This window comes from Arthrobacter globiformis NBRC 12137 (assembly GCF_000238915.1).
Classification (GTDB): Bacteria; Actinomycetota; Actinomycetes; order Actinomycetales; family Micrococcaceae; genus Arthrobacter; species Arthrobacter globiformis.
The window spans coordinates 19,022-40,983 of sequence record NZ_BAEG01000028.1 but is presented as its reverse complement, the minus strand read 5'-3'; the positions used below and the strand labels follow the sequence as shown (position 1 = coordinate 40,983).

General features: G+C 67.0%; 19 protein-coding genes and 1 pseudogene. 16 read left to right on the top strand and 4 right to left on the bottom strand.

Annotated features, from left to right (window positions below; genetic code table 11):
* Positions 1 to 303: pseudogene (locus ARGLB_RS04935) on the bottom strand (hypothetical protein); the annotation flags it as partial.
* Positions 304 to 393: 90 nt separating this feature from the next.
* Complete coding sequence (locus ARGLB_RS04930) at positions 394 to 1,992, bottom strand: ABC-F family ATP-binding cassette domain-containing protein (protein WP_003799570.1); 1,599 nt, start codon at positions 1,990 to 1,992, stop codon at positions 394 to 396.
* 314 nt (positions 1,993 to 2,306) lie between these two features.
* Between ARGLB_RS04930 and ARGLB_RS04925 the strand changes: the two genes are divergently transcribed.
* From ARGLB_RS04925 to ARGLB_RS04885, 9 genes are all read left to right on the top strand, one after another.
* The gene (locus ARGLB_RS04925; protein ID WP_003799566.1) at positions 2,307 to 2,981 is read left to right on the top strand and encodes a biotin transporter BioY; all 675 of its coding nucleotides are present in this window, start codon (positions 2,307 to 2,309) and stop codon (positions 2,979 to 2,981) included.
* A complete protein-coding gene (locus ARGLB_RS04920) occupies positions 2,978 to 3,703 on the top strand; it encodes an energy-coupling factor ABC transporter ATP-binding protein (RefSeq protein WP_003799564.1) in 726 nt (241 codons plus the stop codon). The genes ARGLB_RS04925 and ARGLB_RS04920 overlap by 4 nt, the downstream gene beginning before the upstream one ends.
* Positions 3,700 to 4,323, top strand: coding sequence for an energy-coupling factor transporter transmembrane component T family protein (locus tag ARGLB_RS04915; protein WP_003799561.1), 624 nt, complete (start codon positions 3,700 to 3,702; stop codon positions 4,321 to 4,323). The genes ARGLB_RS04920 and ARGLB_RS04915 overlap by 4 nt, the downstream gene beginning before the upstream one ends.
* Before the next feature lie 277 nt (positions 4,324 to 4,600).
* A complete protein-coding gene (locus tag ARGLB_RS04910; protein ID WP_003799559.1) occupies positions 4,601 to 6,034 on the top strand; it encodes an FAD-binding oxidoreductase in 1,434 nt (477 codons plus the stop codon).
* 86 nt (positions 6,035 to 6,120) lie between these two features.
* A complete protein-coding gene (locus ARGLB_RS04905) occupies positions 6,121 to 7,764 on the top strand; it encodes an ABC transporter substrate-binding protein (protein WP_003799557.1) in 1,644 nt (547 codons plus the stop codon).
* 37 nt (positions 7,765 to 7,801) lie between these two features.
* Positions 7,802 to 8,755: an ABC transporter permease gene (locus tag ARGLB_RS04900; RefSeq protein ID WP_003799554.1), complete on the top strand. Its 954-nt coding sequence runs from the start codon at positions 7,802 to 7,804 to the stop codon at positions 8,753 to 8,755.
* Positions 8,752 to 9,603 carry an ABC transporter permease gene (locus ARGLB_RS04895; protein WP_003799550.1) on the top strand — a complete coding sequence of 284 codons (852 nt, stop codon included), beginning with the start codon at positions 8,752 to 8,754 and terminating at the stop codon, positions 9,601 to 9,603. Before ARGLB_RS04900 ends, ARGLB_RS04895 begins: the two co-directional genes overlap by 4 nt.
* Complete coding sequence (locus ARGLB_RS04890; protein ID WP_003799548.1) at positions 9,603 to 11,414, top strand: dipeptide ABC transporter ATP-binding protein; 1,812 nt, start codon at positions 9,603 to 9,605, stop codon at positions 11,412 to 11,414. Before ARGLB_RS04895 ends, ARGLB_RS04890 begins: the two co-directional genes overlap by 1 nt.
* Complete coding sequence (locus ARGLB_RS04885) at positions 11,411 to 12,625, top strand: aminotransferase-like domain-containing protein (RefSeq protein ID WP_003799546.1); 1,215 nt, start codon at positions 11,411 to 11,413, stop codon at positions 12,623 to 12,625. The genes ARGLB_RS04890 and ARGLB_RS04885 overlap by 4 nt, the downstream gene beginning before the upstream one ends.
* Positions 12,626 to 12,716: 91 nt before the next feature.
* Here the strand turns inward: ARGLB_RS04885 and ARGLB_RS04880 are convergent, their stop codons facing one another.
* Positions 12,717 to 13,724 (bottom strand): LacI family DNA-binding transcriptional regulator, encoded by a 1,008-nt coding sequence (locus ARGLB_RS04880; protein ID WP_043417998.1) that lies wholly within the window; start codon positions 13,722 to 13,724, stop codon positions 12,717 to 12,719.
* A gap of 210 nt (positions 13,725 to 13,934) precedes the next feature.
* On the opposite strand from ARGLB_RS04880, the gene ARGLB_RS04875 reads away from it, so the two are divergent.
* The 7 genes from ARGLB_RS04875 to ARGLB_RS04845 all read left to right on the top strand — a co-directional run bounded on the left by ARGLB_RS04875 (position 13,935) and on the right by ARGLB_RS04845 (position 20,827).
* Positions 13,935 to 15,170: a Gfo/Idh/MocA family protein gene (locus ARGLB_RS04875; protein WP_003799542.1), complete on the top strand. Its 1,236-nt coding sequence runs from the start codon at positions 13,935 to 13,937 to the stop codon at positions 15,168 to 15,170.
* Positions 15,171 to 15,357: 187 nt separating this feature from the next.
* Positions 15,358 to 16,581, top strand: a complete 1,224-nt coding sequence (locus tag ARGLB_RS04870; protein WP_003799539.1) for a sugar ABC transporter substrate-binding protein — start codon at positions 15,358 to 15,360, stop codon at positions 16,579 to 16,581.
* Between the two features lie 87 nt (positions 16,582 to 16,668).
* On the top strand, positions 16,669 to 17,604 hold the full coding sequence (locus tag ARGLB_RS04865) for a carbohydrate ABC transporter permease (protein ID WP_050934282.1): 936 nt from the start codon (positions 16,669 to 16,671) through the stop codon (positions 17,602 to 17,604).
* 10 nt (positions 17,605 to 17,614) lie between these two features.
* Positions 17,615 to 18,475: a carbohydrate ABC transporter permease gene (locus tag ARGLB_RS04860; RefSeq protein WP_003799536.1), complete on the top strand. Its 861-nt coding sequence runs from the start codon at positions 17,615 to 17,617 to the stop codon at positions 18,473 to 18,475.
* Between the two features lie 32 nt (positions 18,476 to 18,507).
* Positions 18,508 to 19,287, top strand: coding sequence for a ThuA domain-containing protein (locus tag ARGLB_RS04855; RefSeq protein WP_003799534.1), 780 nt, complete (start codon positions 18,508 to 18,510; stop codon positions 19,285 to 19,287).
* 65 nt (positions 19,288 to 19,352) lie between these two features.
* A complete protein-coding gene (locus ARGLB_RS04850; RefSeq protein ID WP_003799532.1) occupies positions 19,353 to 20,519 on the top strand; it encodes a Gfo/Idh/MocA family protein in 1,167 nt (388 codons plus the stop codon).
* A gap of 26 nt (positions 20,520 to 20,545) precedes the next feature.
* A complete protein-coding gene (locus tag ARGLB_RS04845) occupies positions 20,546 to 20,827 on the top strand; it encodes a hypothetical protein (protein WP_003799531.1) in 282 nt (93 codons plus the stop codon).
* Positions 20,828 to 20,885: 58 nt separating this feature from the next.
* Here ARGLB_RS04845 and ARGLB_RS04840 read toward each other — a convergent pair whose 3' ends face one another.
* On the bottom strand, positions 20,886 to 21,485 hold the full coding sequence (locus tag ARGLB_RS04840; RefSeq protein WP_043417983.1) for a recombinase family protein: 600 nt from the start codon (positions 21,483 to 21,485) through the stop codon (positions 20,886 to 20,888).
* Between the last annotated feature and the right edge of the window lie 477 nt (positions 21,486 to 21,962).

Genomic DNA, 21,962 nt, shown 5'->3' with positions numbered 1-21,962 from the left:
GCTCAGCGGCCCGGTGAGCGCCGCGGTGCGGGCCCGGTCCACCGCGCCGGCGGCCACCACCTGCAGAAACTCCACGTGGCGGGAGAGCTGCTCGACCCGGTCCGCGAAATCCGCGGCCTGCCCGAAACCCCACAACGCGGTGTCGTCGGTGGTGATCGCGTTCGAGGCCAGATCAGCAAGGCTGCGGTCCACCACGTCCGCCTCGGAAGAAACGACCTGCAGGGCGTTGGCACCGGCAGAAGCCAACCCACCGGCACCGGGCCCTAAGGCCCGGTCCGCGGCGAATCCCCCCATGGCTTCCATGGAACAAGTCTGGTCAGGGGGTCTGACATTAAAGGACGGCAGCGGGCGCCGGCAACGGAAGCTGCCATACCCGGCCGGCCCACGGTGAAACTAGGCCAGCGTGATGAGGTCCAGGTAGTCCTCGTTCCAGAGATCCTCAACGCCGTCGGGCAGCAGCACCACACGCTCCGGGTTGAGTGCTTCAACGGCGCCTTCATCGTGGCTGACCAGGACGACGGCGCCGGTGTAGTTGCGCAGGGCCCCGAGGATCTCCGCACGGCTGGCAGGGTCAAGGTTGTTCGTGGGCTCGTCCAGCAGGAGAACGTTCGCACTCGAGGCCACGATGGTGGCCAGCGCCAGACGGGTCTTCTCACCGCCGGAGAGCACGCCGGCGGGCTTGTCGACGTCGTCACCGGAGAACAGGAACGAGCCCAGGATGCCGCGGACCTCGGCGTCCTTCATGTCCGGCGCGGATGACCGCATGTTTTCGAGGACGGTGCGGTCGTGGTCCAGGGTCTCGTGTTCCTGGGCGTAGTAGCCCACCTTGAGCCCGTGTCCGGGGACGATGTCGCCCGTGTCCGGGCGGTCCACGCCCGCGAGCATCCGCAGCAGCGTGGTCTTGCCGGCACCGTTGAGGCCGAGGATGACCACCTTGGACCCGCGGTCGATGGCGAGGTCCACGTCGGTGAAGATCTCCAGCGAACCGTAGGACTTGCTGAGGCCTTCTGCGGTGAGCGGGGTCCGGCCGCAGGGCGACGGGTCCGGGAACCGCAGCGCAGCCACGCGGTCCTGTGCGCGGACAGATTCCAGTCCGCTGAGCAGCCGCTCGGCGCGCTTGGCCATGTTCTGCGCGGCGACAGCTTTGGTGGCCTTGGCACGCATCTTGTTGGCCTGGTCTATCAGGACCTGGGCCTTCTTCTCGGCGTTGGCGCGTTCGCGCTTGCGGGCGCGCTCGTCGGTCTCACGCTGCTGAAGGTAGCGCTTCCAGCCCATGTTGTAGAAGTCGATCTGGGCCCGGTTCGCGTCCAGGTGGTACACCTTGTTGACGGTGGCTTCCAGCAGTTCCACGTCGTGGCTGATCACGATCAGGCCGCCCTGGTGGTTTTTGAGGAAGTCCCGGAGCCAGGAGATGGAATCCGCGTCGAGGTGGTTGGTGGGCTCATCCAGCAGCATGGTTTCCGCGCCGGAGTACAGGATGCGTGCCAGTTCCACGCGGCGCCGCTGGCCGCCGGACAGCGTCTTCAGGGGCTGGTTGAGGATCCGTTCCGGCAGCGCGAGGTTGGAGGAAATGGCGGCTGCTTCGGCTTCCGCCGCGTACCCGCCGCCGGACAGGAATTCGTTTTCGAGCCGGTCGTACCGGCCCATGGCCTTGCGCTGGACTTCCGGGTCCTCGCTGGCCATGTCCGCCTGCGCCTTCTTCAGCTTGCCGACGACGACGTCCAGGCCGCGGGCCGACAGGATCCGGTCCCGCGCCAGCTGCTCCATGTCCGGCGTGCGCGGATCCTGGGGCAGGTACCCGATCTCGCCGCTGCGGGTCACTTTGCCGGCGGCAGGCAGGCCTTCACCGGCGAGGACGCGGGTCAGCGTGGTCTTGCCGGCACCGTTGCGGCCGACAAGGCCGATCTTGTCACCCTTGTCGATGCGGAAGCTCACCTGGTCCATGAGCAGGCGGGCGCCGGCACGGAGTTCAAGTTCCTGAACGGTAATCACAGCAGGTATGGCCTTTCACAACAGGGAATGCCGCAGCACGGCAGGTTGCATGCCGCGCGGCGTCACGTAAGGAACACCGGGGATGCCGGCCGGAGAACGGCCCGTTCAAGTCTACCGGCCGGTGCAACCCGGGCAGAACACGCCTTCGCCGCCAGGCAAGAGTGGAATACCGGCCAGGAAGAGCGGAGTATTTGTACCCAGCACCAGACCCCGTGCAGCCCCTCTTGTAGAACAGCAACAAAATGCGGCTACTCCCGGGCCAGTAACGTCAACAGCAGCCGATAATTGTTTGTACCCCTCCGACAGGACCTCCCATGACCCAGACCCATTCCGCCGGCACCCTGCAGCCGGCTAAGCGCAACCGCTGGAACGCCACCGACCTCGGACTCATCGCCGTCTTCGCCGCGCTCGTGGCGGCGTCAGCCCTGGTTGCGGCCATCCCCGTGGGCGGCCTCGGCGTTCCCATCACGCTCCAGACGCTCGCCGTCATGCTGACCGGACTCGCGCTCGGGCCCGGCCGCGCCTTCGCCGCCGTCGGCCTCCATACCCTGCTTGGGCTCGCCGGTCTCCCCATCTTCAGTGGCGGCCGCAGCGGGCTGGGGATCCTGGCCGGACCGTCGGCCGGCTACATCATCGCGTTCCCCCTCGCCGCTGCGGCGGTGGGCTGGATGGCCTCCGTCATCATCCGCCGCACGGTGAAGTTCCGGGCCGTGTTCCTTTTCGCTGCCGCGATGGTCGCCAGCATTGTACTGATCCACGGACTGGGCATCGCCGGCATGATGGTCAACGCCAAGCTGGACTTCGCCAAGGCCTTCCTGGCCGATCTCCCCTTCTACCCGGGTGACATCATCAAGAACGTCCTCGCCGTTGCTGTGGCCATCGCCCTGCACAAGGCCTTCCCGGACCTGCTGGTCCGCCGCGTCCGCAAGGTCCCGCAGCAGCCCGCCACACCGGAAGCCCCCAAGCCGGAAGCCTCCGCGCAACAGTGAGCACCATCTCCCTCAGGAACGCAGGGGTCAGCGTGGCCGTCGACGGCCGCCCTGACCCCAAGGTCCTGCTGCAGGACATAAGCCTGGAGCTCACCGAGGAGCGGATCGGTGTGATCGGAGCCAACGGCTCCGGCAAGTCCACGCTGCTCCGCCTGCTCAACGGCCTCGTGGCGCCCACCGAAGGGACCGTGACCGTCAACGGCGCCGACACGGTCCGCAATGTGCGCGCCGTGCGCCAGCAGGTGGGGTTCGTCTTCACCGATCCCCTCTCCCAGCTGGTCATGCCCACCGGGCGTGAGGACGTGGAGCTCTCCCTCCGGCGTTCGGTGCGGCACGGGAAGGAACGCCGGGACAAGACGACGGCCGCCCTGGACCGGTTCGGCCTCCTGCCGCTGGCGGACCAGAGCATCTATGAACTCTCCGGCGGCGAACGGCAGCTTCTCGCCCTGGCGTCCGTGCTGGCAGTGGAACCCGGAGTGCTCGTGCTGGACGAGCCGTCCACGCTGCTGGACCTCCGGAACCGCGAGCTGCTGCGCCGCACCCTCGCCGGCCTCAGCCAGCAGATCGTGATGTCCACCCATGACCTGGAGCTGGCCCTGGACATGGACCGGGTTTTGGTGGTCGATTCCGGACGGATAGCCTACGACGGCGGTGCTGCCGCCGCCGTCGGGCATTACCGCTCGCTGTCCGCCCGGAGCCTGTCAGGCGGGGACTTCCGGTGAGGGGCCACGGCTTCCTGCTCGCCAACTACGTGCCCGGCACGTCCCTGATCCACCGCATGCCGCTGTGGCTGAAGTTCTTGCTGGTCCTGGCCTGCGGAATGGCCTCGTTCCTGATCGTCGACTGGCGGCTGGCTGCCGGAGCCCTCCTGGTGATGTGCGTGCTGTTCCTGCTCAGCGGCGCCGGGGCCGTGCGCCTCTTCCGGGCGGTGCGGCCGCTGCTGCCCATCCTGCTGGTCATCGGCGCGTTCCAGTGGTGGCAGCTCGGCGGGCCGGTTGCCGCGCGGATCGTCCTGAACATCCTGCTGTGCGTCGTGGCGGCGTCCCTGCTGACCGCCACCACGCCGCTGCACCGCCTGCTCGACGGCGTGGTTTCCCTCGCCCGCCCGTTCCGGCGCTTCGGCGCGGACCCCGAGCGCTTTGCCCTGACCATCGCCATTATGCTGCGGAGCATTCCGTTTATTGCCGGGGCTTTCGCTGACGTCCGGGATTCGGCGCGTGCCCGCGGACTGGAACGCAACCCGCGGGCACTCGTCCTGCCGGTATTCATCACCACCGTTGCGTATGCCCGCCATACCGGCGAGGCGCTGGCCGCCCGCGGGCTGGGCGAACCCGAAGACTGAGCGCCGTCAATTGACGTAAGAAAACGCAAAGTACTTCCCCGTTTTTTATTTCCCTCTGTGAAGCAATTTGAGCATTAAAAAACTTTATTGACGGCGAATTGCGAAATGTAAATGGCCTGTCATCAAAACTGGCGGATCCCTCGCAGCCAAAAGTACTTTTTCTGCAGTGAGCGCTCCCGGACGCATCGAGGCCGGGAGACAAAGTGCTCTTGAGTTGACGCCGCCATCGGACTGGTTCCGGATAACGGTGCCACCTCAGGAAGAAAGTGACCCCGAGGTGACCTCAGTAGAAACGGAACCGGCGCTCAGCGCCGTCGACACGCTTGTCCGCGAGCTCGCAACGCTGCATCCGGAGATCGAAGTGCTGCGGCCCTCTCCTGAGACCGGCCCCTACGGCCATGATGCAGCCACGGCGCGCAGCGCCAACGAAAAGCTCGCACCCGGCGGCACCGCCCCGGACGGTCCCGCCGTCGCCCTGCCCGCGGACGCCAAACAGGTGCAGGCACTGGTCCGCACCGCCGCCGCGCACGGGGTGACAGTGGTTCCGCGCGGCGCAGGGTCGGGACTGTCGGGCGGGGCGAGCGCCGCGGCGAACCAGCTTGTCCTGTCCACCGAACGGCTGAACCGCATCCTGGAGGTTTCCCCGCTCGACGAGGTGGCCGTCGTCGAGCCCGGCGTCATCAACGCTGAACTCAACGCCCACCTCCAACCTCACGGCCTGTTCTACGCGCCGGACCCGGCAAGCTTTGAAATCTCGAGCATCGGCGGCAACATCGCCACCAACGCCGGCGGGCTGCGGTGCGCCAAATACGGGGTCACCCGGGAATCTGTCCTGGCCCTCGACGTCGTACTGGCCGACGGCAGCCTCATCACGGTGGGACACCGGTCCATCAAGGGCGTGACCGGGCTCGACCTGACGTCCCTTATTGTGGGGTCCGAGGGCACCCTTGGGATCGTGGTCCGGGCCACCGTCCGTCTCCGGCCGCTCCCCGTGGCGCGCAGGACCCTCAGCGCCTTCTTCGCCGGCACGCGCGAAGGCACCGCAGGCCTGGCCGCCATCACGCTCTCGCCCGTCCGCCCGGCCGTGATCGAGTTCTTCGACACCCCCAGCCTGGAAAACATCGACGACCATTCCGGAACCGGACTGCGCCAGCGCGGCGGAGCGCTGATCCTGATCGAAATCGACGGCTACGGCATCGACGAGCAGGCCCGCGACCTGAGCGCCGCGCTCACGGCAGTTGGCGGTCACGTCACCGTCGAGACCGAAGAACAGGCCGCCCTGCTGTGGGAGCTGCGCCGGAACGGACGCGGCTTCCCCGAGGGACAGTGGTTCATCGGCGAGGACATCGCCGTGCCCAAGTCACAGCTGCCCAGGGTTTACGAGGCATTCCCCGCGCTGGAAGCGCGCTACGGCGTTCGGATCTCGGCCGTCTCACATGCCGGGGACGGCAACCTCCACCCGGTCATCTCCCGGGAGATAGGGCCCGACGACGATCCGGCCGTTCCGCCGGCGACGCTCGCCGAGGCCGCCACCGAGCTGGTTCGCGTCGCCCTCGCCCTGGGCGGCACCGTCACCGGAGAACACGGGGTGGGCACCATCAAGCGTGAATGGGCCGCCCTGGAACTCTCCGAACGGAACCTGCAGGCGCAGCAGGCCATCAAGGACGCCCTGGACCCGGAGCATCTGCTCAATCCCGGCAAGGCCTTCTAAGGCGCCTCCCACAACGGGCCGGTCGCGCACACCGTTCCGCCACAACACCTCCCGCGTTCCCCACATACTTTCCAAGGAGATTTCCCATGTCCTCAGCCCTTTGGCCGCGGCGCGCCTTCCTCGCGACCGTCAGTGCCGCCACCGCCTCCGTACTCCTCACCGCATGCGGCGGTGCGACGGCGACCGGTCCGTCCGGCGACGGCACGCCGGTCGACGGCGGCAACCTGACCTTCCTGATCCAGGGCTATGACACCGGCTGGGTGTCCAGCAAGACATCGATCTCCAGCTACGAGGGCAACCTCTGGGGCCAGATCACCGACAAGCTCGTCTATGTCGATGAGAAGGGAAAACTCAGCCCGTGGATCGCGGAAAGCTGGGAAGAACTCAACGGCGCGAAGGAGTTCGTCCTCCACCTGAAGAAGGGCGTGACGTTCTCCGACGGTTCACCGCTGGACGCGGCGGCCGTCGTCGCGAACCTCAACGCGTGGGCGAAGGGCGATCCCAGCCGCGGCGTCAGCAAGGTGGGCCTGTTCCCGTCCACGAACTTCCTGAAGGCCGAGGCGAAGGATGCCGGGACGGTCCGCGTCACGTTCTCCTCGCCCGCGCTGGGCTTCATCGCCACGCTGGGCTACCACGGCTGCATCCTGCTCTCACCCAAGACCCTCGCCCTTCCGGTGGAACAGCAGGCCGACCTGAAGCAGGAAATCGGCAGCGGCCCGTTCGTCGTCAAGTCGTGGAAGCAGGGTGACAGCTACGTCCTCGAAAAGCGCAAGGACTACAACTGGGGCCCCGCCGCACTGGGGCACACCGGCCCCGCCCGCCTGGACACCATCACCTACAAGGTCATCAAGGACACCTCCGTCCGCACCTCCACGGTGGCCTCCGGCCAGGCTGAGGTGGCCTTCAACGTGGAACCGCAGGAGATCGATTCCCTCAAGGCGCAGGGCTTCACCGTGGGCACGCCGCGCTACCTCGGGTTCACGGACGGCTTCCAGGTCAACACCGGCACCTTCCCCACCAACGAGCTGAGCGTCCGGCAGGCCATCCAGCACGGAATCGACCGTGAAGAGATCCTCAAGACCGTCTACACCGGCGACTGGACCGCCGCCACGACGTTCCTGCAGGGCAACGTCCCCGAAGCCGGCGACTACAGCGGGCTCTTCAAATTCGATCCGGAAGCTGCGAAGAAGCTGCTCGAGGACGACGGCTGGAAGACCGGCGCCGACGGCTACCGCGTGAAGGACGGCAAGACGCTCGAACTCACCCTCTCCCCCAACCCCTACGTCCCCTCCACCAAGGCCGAGGACGAGCTGATCTCGCAGCAGCTGAAGAACATCGGCATCAAGGTCAACCTCAAGGTTGTGGACGTGGCCGGTTACGCCGCCGTCCAGGCCAGCCACCCCCCGCTGTACCAGACGTCGCGCAGCTTCGTCGACGTCGGCACGGTCGCCGGCGTGCTGACCAGCCAGAACAACGGCGAGGACTGGTTCAGGCTGGGAACGAGCGACAAGAAGCTCAACGAGCTGTCCACCGCCGTCGCCACAGCCTCCGACCGGGACACCCGCAAGAAGGTGGCCGGCGAGATCCAGCAGCACGTCCTGGAGCAGGGGTACTTCATCCCGCTCAACCAGCTCGTGCAGCGCCTCTACCTGATCTCGCCCAAGGTGCAGGGCGTCCAGTACAACGGCCTCGCGTACGCGAACTTCTACACCGCATGGATCGCCAAGTGACTCGCCCCATCCCCGGCAGCGGACACGGGGCGGTGACATGAAGCCGGCCTACCAGCGTTACGCGCTGACCAGGACGGCGCAGGCCGCGGTGGTTGTCCTGCTGGCCTACGTGCTGACCTTCCTGGTGACCAGCGTGCTCCCCGGGGACGCCGTCACCAACGCGCTCCGGGACCCGCAAAACGGCCTGAGCGAGCAGGAAATCCAGCGGATCGTGGCTTTCTACGGCCTCGACAAGCCGGTGCTGGTGCAGCTGGGGCTGTCGCTGGGGCGCTTCCTGACCGGGGAGCTGGGCTTCTCCCTGCAGTCGGACCTGCCGGTATCACGGCTGATCGGTGACGCCCTGCCCTCGACGCTGACCCTGGCCGGCAGTGCACTGGTAATCGCTGTAGTCTTCGCGGTGGCCATCGCCTACGGCGCCCACCACCTTCCCGGCAAATGGTCCGGGGCGGTGCGGTCCATTCCGTCGTTTTTCCTTTCGGTGCCGAACTTCGTCATCGGGCTGGTGCTGATCGAACTGTTCGCCTTCCGCCTGCACTCGTTCACCACCACGGACCCGAACAGCCCGGCAGCCACACTGTTCGCTGCGGTCACCCTGGCGATTCCGGTATCGGCGCCGCTGGCCGAGGTGCTGATCGCCGGGCTGGACCACGAGTCGCGGCAGGACTACGCCCAGGTTGCCCGTTCACGCGGCATCACCGAGGCAGGCCTCTTCGTGAAGCATCTGGTGAAGCCCTCGGCACTGCCCTCCGTGGCCATGGTCGCGCTGATCGTGGGGGAACTGCTGGGCGGGTCCGTCATCACCGAGACAATTTTCGGCCGGGACGGCATCGGCACCGTGGTGCAGAAGGCCGTCACAGGCGAGGACCAGCCGGTGCTCCAGGCCGTGGTGTCCCTGTCCGCGGTTGTCTTCGTTGCGGTCAACCTCATCGCGGACCTCGTGTCCCCGCTGGTTGATCCGCGCGTCAAGCTCAGAGAGACGGTGGACGCATGACAACCGCCTTTACCCTGGAACGCCTGCGCGGCGTCGGCGGGGCCACGCGCCGCGGCACCCTGCGGCTTCCGCCCACGGTGGTGCTGTCCTTCCTGGTGGTGCTCACCGTGGTGCTGTGGTCCCTGTTGCCAGGACTGTTCACCTCCCACAGCCCGGTCACCGGGGAAACCGCGACCAAGCTCGCCGCCCCGAGTCCGGGCCATTGGTTCGGGACCGATTACCTGGGGCGCGATCTGTATGCCCGAGTGGTGTTCGGCACTGCGTCATCGGTGACCAGCGCCCTGGTGGCGGTCCTCATCGGCCTCGTCGCCGGCAGCGCCATCGGCCTGGCCAGCGGATTCCGCGGCGGCTGGGTTGACGCCACATTGGGCCGGCTCGTCGACGTTCTGCTCGCGGTCCCCGGCTTCCTGCTGGCCGTGGTCATCGTCAGCTCGCTCGGCTTCCAGACCATCAACGCCGCCATCGCAACCGGCGTGTCCGCCGTCGCCGTCTTTGCCCGCCTCATGCGGGCGGAAGTCCTGCGGATCAGGGGCGCCGTGTACGTCGAGGCGTCCTACCTGGAGGGCGGCAGCCGGCTGCACGTGCTGCTGCGGCACATCCTGCCAAACGCCTACCGGTCCGTACTGGTGCTCGCCGTCCTGCAGTTTGGAACATCGATCCTGGTCATCGCCTCGCTGGCCTTCCTCGGCTACGGCGATCCGCCGCCGGCCTCCGACTGGGGTCTCCTGGTGGCCTCCGGCAAGACGTACGTCACCGCCCCGTGGCTGGTGTACGCCCCTGCCCTGGTCATCGTGATCACCGTGCTCTCCGTCAACCGGATCAGCCGATGGCTGCGGAAGGCAAAGTGATGGCCGTGCCGACGCAGGAGACGCCGACGCAGGATGCGCTGCGCCGCAGTGGAAAGGACAACAACGTGCCACGACCCAACGGGACACTCCTCAGCGTGGAGAACCTGGCGGTGGCGTATGGCAGGAACGCGGTGGTGCGCGACGTCGGCTTCTCCCTGGAGCGTGGCCAGAGCCTCGCCCTGATCGGAGAATCAGGATCGGGCAAGTCAACGATCGCCAAGGCCATCCTGCGGCTGCTTCCGCACGACGACGTCACGGTCACCGGAAACGTGCGGCTGGACGGGCGGGAGACGCTCGGACTGCCGGACCGGCAGTTCCGCCCGCTCCGCGGCCGGCAGCTCGGGTTCATCCCGCAGGACCCCGGCTCCGCCCTGAACCCGGTCCGCACCATCGGATCGCAGGCCCACGAAGCAGCCGGCCTGCTCGGCGGGACCGACGCCGAGGAGCGGCGCTCGCGGATCCTCGCGGTGTTCGAACAGGTCGGTTTGCCGGACCCGGTCCGGGTCTACAACTCGTACCCGCACCAGCTTTCCGGCGGCATGCTCCAGCGGGTGCTGATCGGCCTGACGGTGCTTCCGCGGCCGTCGCTGATAGTGGCGGACGAGCCGACGTCGGCCCTGGACGTCACGGTCCAGAAGCTCATTCTGGACATGCTTTCCGAGCTGCGGCAGGAGCTGGACATCGGCCTGCTGCTCATTACGCATGACCTGGCGGTTGCGGCCGAACGTGCGGACAGCCTCGTCGTGCTCAAGGACGGCGCTGTGCAAGAGAGCGGCACGGCCCGGCAGGTCTTCGAGGCGCCCCGCTCCGACTACGCCCGCAGCCTGCACGCCGACGTTCCGGCGCTCAACCCGGACCGCTACCGCAGCCAGCCGTCGGCCCACAACCAGGAACAAGCGGACGACGGCGGCCTGCCGGTATCCGTTGGGTTGGCACAGTTTGGCGGGTTGGCACAGCCTGGTGGGTCGGCGGACAGCGCGCCCCACATCGACGTGCGCGGCGTTACCAAGCGCTTCTCCTCGCGCGGCAAGGACGTCCTGGCGGTCGACGGCGTGTCCTTCGCCGTGAAGCGCGGGACCACCCACGCCCTGGTGGGTGAATCGGGGTCCGGAAAGACCACTGCCATCCGGCTGCTCCTGGGCCTCGAACAGCCTGACTCCGGTGACATCACCGTGGGCGGGGATGGGATCCACGGCCGGTCGCACGCCGACCTGCGCGGGGTCCGCCGGCACCTGCAGCTGGTCTACCAGAACCCCTTCACCTCGCTGGACCCGACGTGGCGCGTCAGCAGGATCGTCCGTGAGCCGCTGGACCAGTTCGACGTCGGCAGCAAGGCCGGGCGCGCGGAGCGCGTGCAGGAGGTGCTCGCGTCCGTCGGCCTGCCGGAATCAGTCCTCGGCCGCCGCCCCGCACACCTCTCGGGCGGCCAGCGGCAGCGCGTGGCTATCGCCCGCGCACTGGTGCTGCGGCCCGACGTCGTGGTCCTGGACGAACCGACGTCGGCCCTGGACGTCAGCGTCCAGGCCGGAATCCTGGAACTGCTGGCCCGGATGCAGCGCGAGGTGGGGTTGACGTACCTGTTCGTCTCCCACGACCTGGCGCTGGTGAGGCAGATCGCGGACACAGTCTCCGTCCTGCGGCGCGGCCAGGTGGTGGAAGACGGGACCGTCGAGCAGATCTTCAGCCGGCCGCAGCACCCCTACACACGGGAGCTGCTGGACGCGATCCCGCGCATCTCCCGGCCGGCACATGGGCCCGACACGCAGCACCAGAGCACAACGCCCGAACAATTTGCGGAGGCAACACCATGACCATCAGCCCCACTCTCCCCCTTGCCGCGGCGGACCGCCGCCCCGCCCTGGTGGCCGGATTGAGCGCACCGAAAGGATTCGGTGACGCCACGCTGCGTGACGGGCGCGCGGACGCCATCGAGCTGCTGGGCGGCATTCCGGATCCGGGCGTACTCCCCACCCAGCAGCTTACCGAGGCGACGGCCCGGGTCCTTTCCCGCCCGGGCGTACCGGCGCTGCAGTACTCCCGCACCGAGGGCATCTCACCGCTGCGGGAATGGATAGCCGAGCGCGAGGGCGTTCCGGTGAACCGGATCATCGTGACCAACGGCGGGTTCCACGGCCTGGCACTGGCGATCCAGGCCGTCGTCGAACGCGGGGATCTGGTTGCCGTCGACAACCCGATCTTTCCGCTGTTCCTGCGCGGGCTGGAACTGTCGGCCGCCGAGATCCTGCCGGTCGCCGTCGGCCCCTCCGGGCTCGACGTCGGGCAGCTGGCGGACCTGCTGCGCGCCGGCGCCCGCCCGTCGGCGCTGTACACGGTCCCGGACTTCCACAACCCCACCCAGGGCACGCTGTCCGAGGAGGGGCGCCGTGAGCTGGTCAGGCTCGCTGAGCAGTACGGGTTCATTGTGTTCGCCGACAACCCGTACCGGGAGCTGTGGTTTTCCACGCCCGCGGCGGGCTCTGACGTGTTCAACGCCTCGGAGCACGTCATCCACATCAACACCTTCACCAAGACACTCGGCCCGGGCCTGCGCCTTGGCTGGGCTGTGGTTCCGGAGCATCTGACCCGGGACATTGTGGCGCTCCGCAGCCGGCAGGACTCACACAGTTCCACACTCGTGCAGGCCGTGGTCGGCGAGCTCCTCACCTCGGATCCGGGCCTGTTCGATGCGACCCTGGACCGGGCAAGGGCCCTGTACCGGAACCGCGCACAGACCCTGGTGAACGCCCTTGAACGCGAGGCGCCCGGCGTCTTCGACGCCGACGTACCCGACGGCGGGCTGTTCCTGTGGCCGCGGCTGCTGGACAACAGCATCGACGCGGACCGGCTCGCTGCCGACGCCAGTGCCGAGGGCATCGAATACCAGCGGGGCTCGTTCTTCCCCTCGGGCCCGGGCACCGACGCCGACCGGCACCTTCGCCTGGCCTACGGCCACGTCAGCGAGCCGCAGCTGGAGGAGGCGGCCGCACGTTTGGGCCGCGCGCTGCGGCGGCAGGCGGGGTAAACAGACTCGACGCGGCTTGCAAACCCAACTGGGACGCAGCACAGGAGGGTTCTGAGCGCTCAGAACCCCCACAGCTGCGACCCAGTTGGGTTTACCGCTGCACAGGTCCTGTCGACTGCCCTTCCTCAAAACAGCAAATCACCACGGCCTGGCGCATGGGGCCGCCCGGCTCCTCGAGCTGGTCTACGAGCGTTTCGACACCCATGCGTCCCAGCTCCGTGCTGGGCAGGGTGAGGACAGTCAGCCGGGGATCCGTCGCTGCAGCCCCGTCCGGCGTTGAGCCGATCAGCAGGACCGACATGTCCCCGGGGACGTCGATGCCGCGCCTATTCAGGCCGTTCAGGAAGCCGAACGACGCGTTGTCGTTCATGAGGATCACTGCCGTCGTGTCCGGGGCTGTTTCGAGCAGCTTTTCTGCGGCGTTCTGACCTGACATCGGCGACTCCTCGCAGGAGAGGTGGACTGATTCCAGCCCGCGGCGCTCCACTTCCGCGGCAAAGGTCGCCCTGCTCCGCACCACAGGACCGTAGCCGCTGAGGGCATGCTCGGCCCCGCCGCTGTCCACGAAACAGAGCCGGCTGTGGCCCAGCCCCTCCAGGTAGGAGACGGCCTCGATCATGGAATTCTCAAAGTCGACGTCAACGTACGGCAGTTCCTCCGGATGCCGCGTCCGTCCGATCAGGGCAAACGGCAACGTGGATCGCTGCAGCCGCTCCACCCGGGCATCGTCCAGCTGCACTTCCATGAGCAGGACACCGTCGATGAAGCCGCTTGAGATGAGCTCCTCAATCTGCCCGGCGTCGTTGCTGATGGGCCACAGCACAAGGTTGTAGCCGAGGTCCTTCGCCGTCTGGGTCGCGCTGGTGAAGAACTTTACGGCGGTCTCGCTAAGCCGCCGCTGCAGCGCAGGGTAGAGCAGGGCAATGATCCGGGTGCGCTTGCTGGCCAGCGCACGTCCCAGGGCATTCCGGCGATAGCCAAGCTGCTGCATGGCCTCCTCGACCCTGGCGCGGGTGGCCGGGGCAACCGGCTTGGTGTCATTGATGACAAAGGACACCGTGGCGATCGAGACGTCCGCCAGCCTCGCAACGTCTCTCATGGTGGGCACAGCGCGCCTCTTTCAGTTCAGACTCGGGGAACCGGACAGGACTCCAGTAAAGCGGTTAACTTTTTCCTTGACAACCCCGCGCTGCGGCATGCAGAGTTGTTCCGACATCCCCCGACATATTGAACCCGTGGCGGACTTTGGCCTTCGAGTTAACCGCTTAACTGCCTGTCCGCGCGAACCCACTTTTTCGACAGGAGGACGATGACGTCCACAACATCAGAGCCCGGAAAGCTGCGGATAGCCCTCATCGGCTACTCATTCATGGGCTCCATTCACGCACAGGCCTGGATCACGGCACCGCGGTTCTTCGACCTCGGCGTGGTACCCGTCCTCGCAGCGGTCTGCGGCCGCGACCAGGAAGCAGCCCAATCTTTCGCCAACAGGTTCGGCATCGGCCGGGTGGAGACCGACTGGCGGACCCTCGTGGCCGACCCGGACATCGACGCCGTCGACATCTGCGCCCCGGGGAGCCTGCACGCAGAGATTGCCATGGCCGCGCTCGAGGCCGGCAAGCACGTCCTCTGCGAAAAGCCCCTCGCCAACACAGTGGGCGAAGCCGAGAGGATGGCCCTCGCTGCGGAGGAGGCGAAGGCCCGGGGCGCCCTGGCGATGGTCGGCTTCAGCTACCGCCGGACACCGGCACTCGCCTACGCAAGGGAGCTGGTCCGGGACGGCAGGCTCGGCACCGTCCGCCATATCCGTGCCTCGTATCTGCAGGACTGGATCGTGGATGAGGAGTTCCCGCTGGTCTGGCGCCTACAGAAGGACAAAGCCGGTTCAGGTGCGCTCGGCGACATCGGCGCACACATCATCGACCTCGCGCAGTACGTGACCGGCCACCGCCTGGCAGGGATGAGCGCGCTGACGGAGACTTTTGTGAAGACCAGGCCGTATGCCGGTTCGTCGTCCGGACTCCAGGCCCAGCTGGGCCCCGAGCCAGCATCCGGCCTGCGAGCGCAGGGCCACGAGAAGCCCGAACGGGGCGCAGTGACCGTGGATGATGCCACCGTCGTCATCGGACGGACCGCCGAAGGGGCGCTGGCTACGTTCGAGGCAACCCGCTTCGCCACGGGCCGCAAGAATGCCATCAGGCTTGAGGTCAATGGTTCACGCGGTTCGCTGGCCTTCGACTTCGAGGACCTCAATGAGCTGTGGTTCCATGACCACACCGACCCCGCCGAATCGTCAGGCTTTCGCCGCATTCTCGTCACGGAGCCCAATCACCCGTACGCCGGAGCGTGGTGGCCGCCCGGACATGGGCTCGGCTACGACCACGCCTTCGTCCATCAGGCAGCCGACTTCGCCCGGTGCGTCGCCCGCGGCGAACAGCCGGAGCCATCGTTCGCGGAGGGGCTGCAGATCCAGCGCCTCCTCGAAGCCGCAGAGGCCAGTGCCGCCAACAACGCCCAGTGGCAGGACGTAACGGCCGGCGCGTAGCCCGCCGTCGTTCCCGGCACGAACCAACCACCGGAGCCATTCAGTACAACGCAGCCAACCGCAGCGGCCATAGGCCGCCCGGATGATCCCGTGCGCCCGGAACCACGGAACCCCCGGACGAACGAATCACCGGAACCACCGAACACCCAACACCGCAACCACCGAAACACGGCAAAGGAGCCCCCTCATGAAGAAATCATCACTCACCTGCCTGATGGCCATGGCCGCCATCGCGCCCCTCGCCCTCACCGCCTGCGGCGGGGGCGGCAGCCAGGCCGCCGCCAGCGAAAAGGTCGACTCGCTCACCGTCCTTGACTACTACAACAACGAACCTGACAAGACCCACATACAGGGCGCGCTGGACAAGTGCGCCGCGCAGCTGGGCGTGACCCTCAAGCGCGAGACCGTCCCCGGCAAGGACCTCATCCAGAAGGTCCTTCAGCGGTCGTCCTCCCGGACCCTGCCGGATGTGCTGATGCTGGACAACCCCGACGTGCAGGAGATCGCCGCAACCGGGGGCCTGGCCCCGCTGGACGACTTCGGTGTGGACACTTCCGGCTTTGCCCAGGGCATGCTGGACGCCGCCACGTACGAGGGCAAGGTGTACGGCCTGGCCCCCACCGCCAACACGCTGGGTCTGTTCTACAACAAGGAGATGCTCGCCGCTGCCGGTATCCAGCCGCCCAAGACCTGGGATGAGCTGAAGGCAGCGGCGTCAAAGCTGACCACCGGCGACCGTTACGGCCTGGCGTTCTCCGCGATCGCCACCTATGAAGGCAGCTGGCAGTTCCTGCCCTTCATGTGGACCAACGGCGGGGAGGAAACCGACCTGAAGAGCCCCAAGGTGGCGGAGGCGCTGGGCTTCGTTGACGGCCTGGTGGCCTCGGGGTCGGCGTCCAAGAGCGTGGTGAACTGGAGCCAGGCGGACGTGCGGGACCAGTTCGCTGCAGGCAAGGCCGCCATGATGATCAACGGACCGTGGCAGATCCCCTCACTGGCCAAAACGCCCAACGTCAAGTGGGAGGCTGTCCAGGTCCCCGTCAACGCACAGGGGCAGACCCCCGTAGCGCCGCTGGGTGGCGAGGTCTGGACGGTGCCGCAGACCGGCAACAAGGCTAAGCAGGCCAAGTCCGCTGAGCTGGTGGCGTGCATCAGCAGCGATGAGAACCAGCTGGCCCTGGCCAAGGAGCGCTTCACGGTTCCCACCAAGACCGCCCTTGCGGGTGAGTACGTGAAGGCCGTTCCTGAGATGGCAGCGTTCACTGAGCAGGTGGCCAACGCCCAGTCCCGGACGGGCAAGCTCGGCAAGGAATGGCCCAAGACGGCAACGGTCATGTACACCGCAATCCAGCTGGCGCTGACCGACCAGGCTTCCCCGCAGGAGGCCTTCACCAAGGCCGAGGCGAAGTAGGCCCGGGATGAGGCAAGCACCCACCACGCATAACGGAGAGGAGCCACGGCCGTGCCGACACTGACCACCAGCCCGGCGCCGGGAGACCTGTCCCCCGCCGCCACCGCAGGCACGGCAGAACGGGACGGACGACGGCGGGGCTTCCGCCGGGAGCGCCTGGTCCAGGCACTCTTTCTGGCGCCCGCCGCTCTCTTCCTCCTGCTGTTCTTCGGCTACCCCGTGGTGAAGAACGTGGTGATGAGCCTGCAGGAGTACACCACCCGGACCTTCTTCACCGGAGAAGCACCCTGGGTTGGCATGGCGAACTATGCCACCGCCGCCGGAAGCAGCCTTTTCGCCCCGGCGATGCTCAACACCGCAATGTTCACCCTGGGTTCGATCGCCGGCCAGTTTGTCATTGGACTGGCCCTGGCCAGTTTCTTCAAACGGCGGTTCCCGCTGAGCGGTTTCCTCCGTTCGATGCTGCTGCTGCCGTGGCTGCTGCCGCTGATCGTCTCGAGTGCAACGTGGCGGTCGATCCTCGACCAGGACAGCGGCATCCTCAACGCGTTCCTGCGGAACCTCGGTCTTATCCAGGAGCCAGTCCCCTGGCTGACCAGCCCGTCGGTGGCGCTGCTGGCCGTGGTCCTGGTCAACATCTGGGTGGGCATTCCCTTCAACGTCACCCTCCTCTACGGCGGCCTGCAGGAGATTCCCGAGGAGCTGTACGAGGCGGGCGCCGTCGACGGCGCAACCGGCTGGAAGGCGTTCTGGCACATCACCTGGCCCAACCTGCGCCCGGTGGTCAGCGTGGTCCTGGTCCTCGGCGTCGTCTACACGCTCAAGGTCCTGGACATCATCCTTGGGCTGACAAACGGCGGACCGGCGAACGCCACCCAGACCCTGGCCGTGCGCTCCTACCAGGAGTCGTTCGTCAACTTCCAGTTCGGCGTCGGCGCTGCCTTCAGCAACATCCTGATCCTGATCTCACTGGTGTTCGCGGTGGTCTACCTCCGCATGAACCGCCGTGCGGTCGACGAGTAAGAGGAGCACCATGACAACCCTGGATATAACGACGCCGGGCTCCGCGGCGGCCCGGCTGCGGAAGGCCAGCCGGCCCAAGCTGGGGCACACCGCCGTCGGACTTCTGCTGCTCGCGGTGATGCTGTTCCCGGTGTACTGGATGGTCAACGCATCCCTGCAACCGTCGGGCAACACCCTCACCGCGGACTTCCTGCCGCTGAACCCCAGTTTCGAGGGCTATGAGAAGGCGATTGCGCAGCAGGGCCCGAACCTGCTGACCAGCCTGGTCATCTCGCTCGGTACGGTGGTGTTCAGCCTGGCCGTCGCGGCCCCCGCAGCTTACATGCTGGCGCAGTTCCGGTTCCGCTGGATCAACGCCGCGCTGCTGGCGATCCTCATTTCGCAGATGATCCCCGGCATCGTGATCGCCAACGCCCTCTACGCCGCCTACAACGACCTCGGCCTGCTCAACTCCATCCCCGGGCTGATCCTGGCCGACTCGACCCACGCCATCCCGTTCGTGATCCTGATTATGCGGGCCTTCATGATGCGGATCCCGCCCAGCATCGTGGAGGCGGCGAGGGTGGACGGCGCCGGGCTGGTCCGGGCGTTCGTCTCGATCGTGCTGCCCATCAGCCGCAACTCGCTCATCACCGCCGGGCTCTTCGCCTTCCTCTTCTCGTGGAGCGACTTCCTGTTCGCCCTGACGCTGACCACCACGGAGGACGTGCGGCCCGTGACGCTGGGCATCTACCAGTACCTGGGCACGCAGGTCTCCAACTGGAGTGCCGTGATGGCGACGGCGGTGCTGTCCTCGCTGCCGGCCATCGTGCTGCTGGTCCTGGCGCAGAAGTACATCGCGGCCGGGGCCACCGGCGGCGCCGTCAAATAGCCCCTTCCTCTCTCGAACCTAAGGAACCCTACATGACTGAGAACCACACTCCCCTGCGCGTCACCGTATGGGGCGAAAACCGCCACGAACAGCACCAGCCGCACGTGGCCGAGATCTACCCGGACGGCATGCACAACACCATCCGCGAGGGCATCGAGGAGAACCTCGGCCCGCGGGCCGAGGTGGCCACCGTGACCCTCGACGACCCCGAGCACGGCCTCACCGAGGACCGGCTGCGGAACACGGACGTCCTGGTCTGGTGGGGCCACGCCGCCCACGGAGAGGTGACAGACGAGGTGGCGGAGCGCGTCCACCGGCACGTGCTGGCCGGCATGGGCCTCGTGGTGCTCCACTCCGGGCATTGGTCCAAGATTTTCGGCAAGCTCATGGGCACCACCTGCACACTGCGCTGGCGCTCGGAGCGGGACCGCGAGATTGTCTGGACGGTGGACCCCACGCATCCGATCGCGCAGGGCGTGCCGCACCCGTTCATCATTCCGGAGCAGGAGATGTACGGCGAGCATTTCGACATCCCCGCCCCCGACGAGCTGATCTTCCTGAGTACCTTCTCCGGCGGCGAGGTGTTCCGCAGCGGGTGCACGTTCAAGCGCGGGTACGGCAAGATCTTCTTCTTCTCCCCCGGCGACCAGGACTACCCCGTCTACCATCACAAGGACGTGCGCAGGGTCATCGCCAACGGCGTGGAATGGGCCCGCACCGCGCGGCCCGAACGCACCGACCCGGTCCTGCTGCGGTACGAAACCGAGGCGTTCTACACCGGCCACAGCTACGAGGGGGCGATGGCCAATTGAGCCGCTTTTCTACTGTGACTGATCCAACGGCACCCGTCCGCGTGGTCCAGGTGGGGGCCGGCGGGATGGGCCGGGCCTGGCTGCGGCTGCTGGGCGAGGCGGCCGACGTCGAACTCGCCGGCGTCGTCGATCTCAACCCGCAGGGGGCGCGGGACGCGCTGGCCGATCTGGGCCTCGGCGGCGTGCCAGTGGGGATGAGCCTGACCGAGCTGGCAGGCGCCGTCGGGGCGCAGGCGGTGGTGAACGTGACGGTCCCGGACGCGCATCACCCGGTGAATGTCGAGGCGCACTTCCTTGGGCTGCCGGTGCTGTGCGAGAAGCCGGCGGCGCCGACCGTCGCGGATGCCCTCTCCCTCGCCGCGGTGGCGGAGGCAACCGGGCAGCTGCTGATGATCAGCCAGTCCCGCCGCTACTTCCGGACGCTCGCCGGCTTCAAGCGGCAGGCAGCCCGGCTCGGCGAGATCGGGCTGCTGACCTGCGACTTCTTCAAGGCGCCGCATTTCGGTGGCTTCCGGGAGGAGATGGAGCACGTGCTGCTGGTGGACATGGCCATCCACGCGTTCGACACCGCGCGGTACCTCCTCGGCAGAAACTCGGTTTCCGTTTACTGCGAGGAGTTCAACCCGGGCTGGAGCTGGTACGCCGGGGACGCCGCTGCCACGGCCGTGTTCGAGATGGACGGCGGGACCCGGTTTGTCTACACCGGAAGCTGGTGCGCCGACGGGCTGGAAACCTCGTGGAACGGCAGCTGGCGGATCAACGGAGCCAACGGTACCGCGGCGTGGGACGGCGCTGCGGCGCCAGTCGCGGAGCATGTTGCCGGGGCTGTTTCTGGGGCCGGGGCTGCTTCTGTGGCGGACGACGGCGGCCGGCCGGGTTTTGCTTCTTGCTCTTCTTCTCAGCCGGATTCTTTGGTTGCCGAGGGCGGGACCCCGGAAGAGATCGCCGGGGCGCTGGCTGAATTCGTCCGGTGCCTGCGGACGGGTGAGGTTCCCTCGGGCGAAATCCATGAGAACGTCCTGAGCCTGGCAATGGTCGAGGCGGCCGTGAAGTCTTCGCAGACCGGGCAGAAGGTGTTCATCCGGGACGTCCTCGACGACGCGCACCGGCAGGCGCTCGCCGTCGAGCAGGTCCCTGCCGCCAAGGAGGTCCTGGCCTCGTGGGCATCGCCGCTCGAAGCCCTAAAGCGGACTGGCTATTCAGGGCAGGCTGTTTCCGAGGTGCTGGGGTAGGCGGTGGTGGGAACGGCCGCCTGACGGTGCTCGGCGGACTGGCGGCGATCGTTGGTCCCGTCAGCGGCGGCCAGCTGGCCACCGTCACCTATTGGCGTGGCGTCTTCCTCTTCCTCGCGGCGGTGGGCGTCGCCATCCTGGCGGCCTGCCTGGTGATTTTCAAGGAGACACTTCTGGTCCAGCAGCGCACCCCGCTAGCGACCTCCCTGGCCCTGAAGGGATATCCGGATGTCGCAGGCACCGCGTCGTCGCTGCTGGGCCTGGCCCGGTTTGCCTTCGGCGGCATCGCTGCACCGCTGGTGGGCTGAGAGTCGTTAGGGCATGCCCGACGGCGGTGTCTGGCTTGGGAGCGCTGTTATCCAAGCGTCAGGAGCCGGCCTTCTTTTCCGCCTTTTGGCGCGCCCGGTCGAGCGCGCGGTAGACGGTGGAACGGCCAACGGAGAACAGCTCGGCCAGCTCATACATGGTGTGTTCGCCAGCGTCATGCAGCTGGACCAGGAGGGCCTCCTGTTTCGCCGAAAGTTTGGGCTGTTTCCCACGCAAGCGGCCCTTGGCTTTGGCGATCTTCATACCTTCGCGCGTTCGCGCCCGGATGAGATCGCCTTCAAACTCAGCAACCATGGCCAGAACGTTGAACAGCAGCTTGCCTATCGGATCCGCGGGATCATGCAACGAACCGCCGATGTTCAGCTTCACCCCGCGCGCGGCGAGGTCGTCCGCGATCTGATGCGCATCCCGCACAGAGCGGGCCAGCCGGTCGAGTTTCGTCACCATGAAGGTGTCGCCGCTTCGGCACGCGGCCAGCGCTTCACGAAGTCCTGGGCGGTTCGTGTTACTGCCAGTGAGGCCATGATCGACATAAATACGATCAGGTTCGACGCCCATGGCCGCCAACGCATCCCGTTGGACAGTGAGGTCTTGTTCGTCGGTGGAAACCCTTGCGTAGCCAACCTTTATTTCAACCATGAACAGGAGTGTCCGCCTAATGGGTGGCAGTGCGCCATATAGCAGCCCGTCACCGGACATATCACCGGACCGTTTATGCGGAACGGTTGCCTCCGCCTAGACCCAACAGTGCAGGTCAAGTGGTGGTGCGTCCCGTGAGTGACCCGCTTACGGGACGTACGCGGACGGGCCTCTTTTGGGACGGCGGCTCAGTCCTTCGGGGGCTGCCATCCCCTGTCGGACGCTGCTCGGATTCCCAAGTGACACGGGCAGGAGCACAATGAGAGAGTTTCAGCTCGTTGATCGGGGTAGAGATGAGAAAAGCCGGGAAAGTAGTTCTCGTAATCTTGGTTGTGTTGGTCATTTCTGGGATTGTCGGCTGGTTGGCCGGCCCGGAAGCCGGGGGCAGCGCTTTGTTGATGTTGGCGGTGGGACTTGGCGCCTACTTTGGTGCTGGCTGGGGTGGAGATCGCGCCACAAAGGTTGAAGAATACCGGC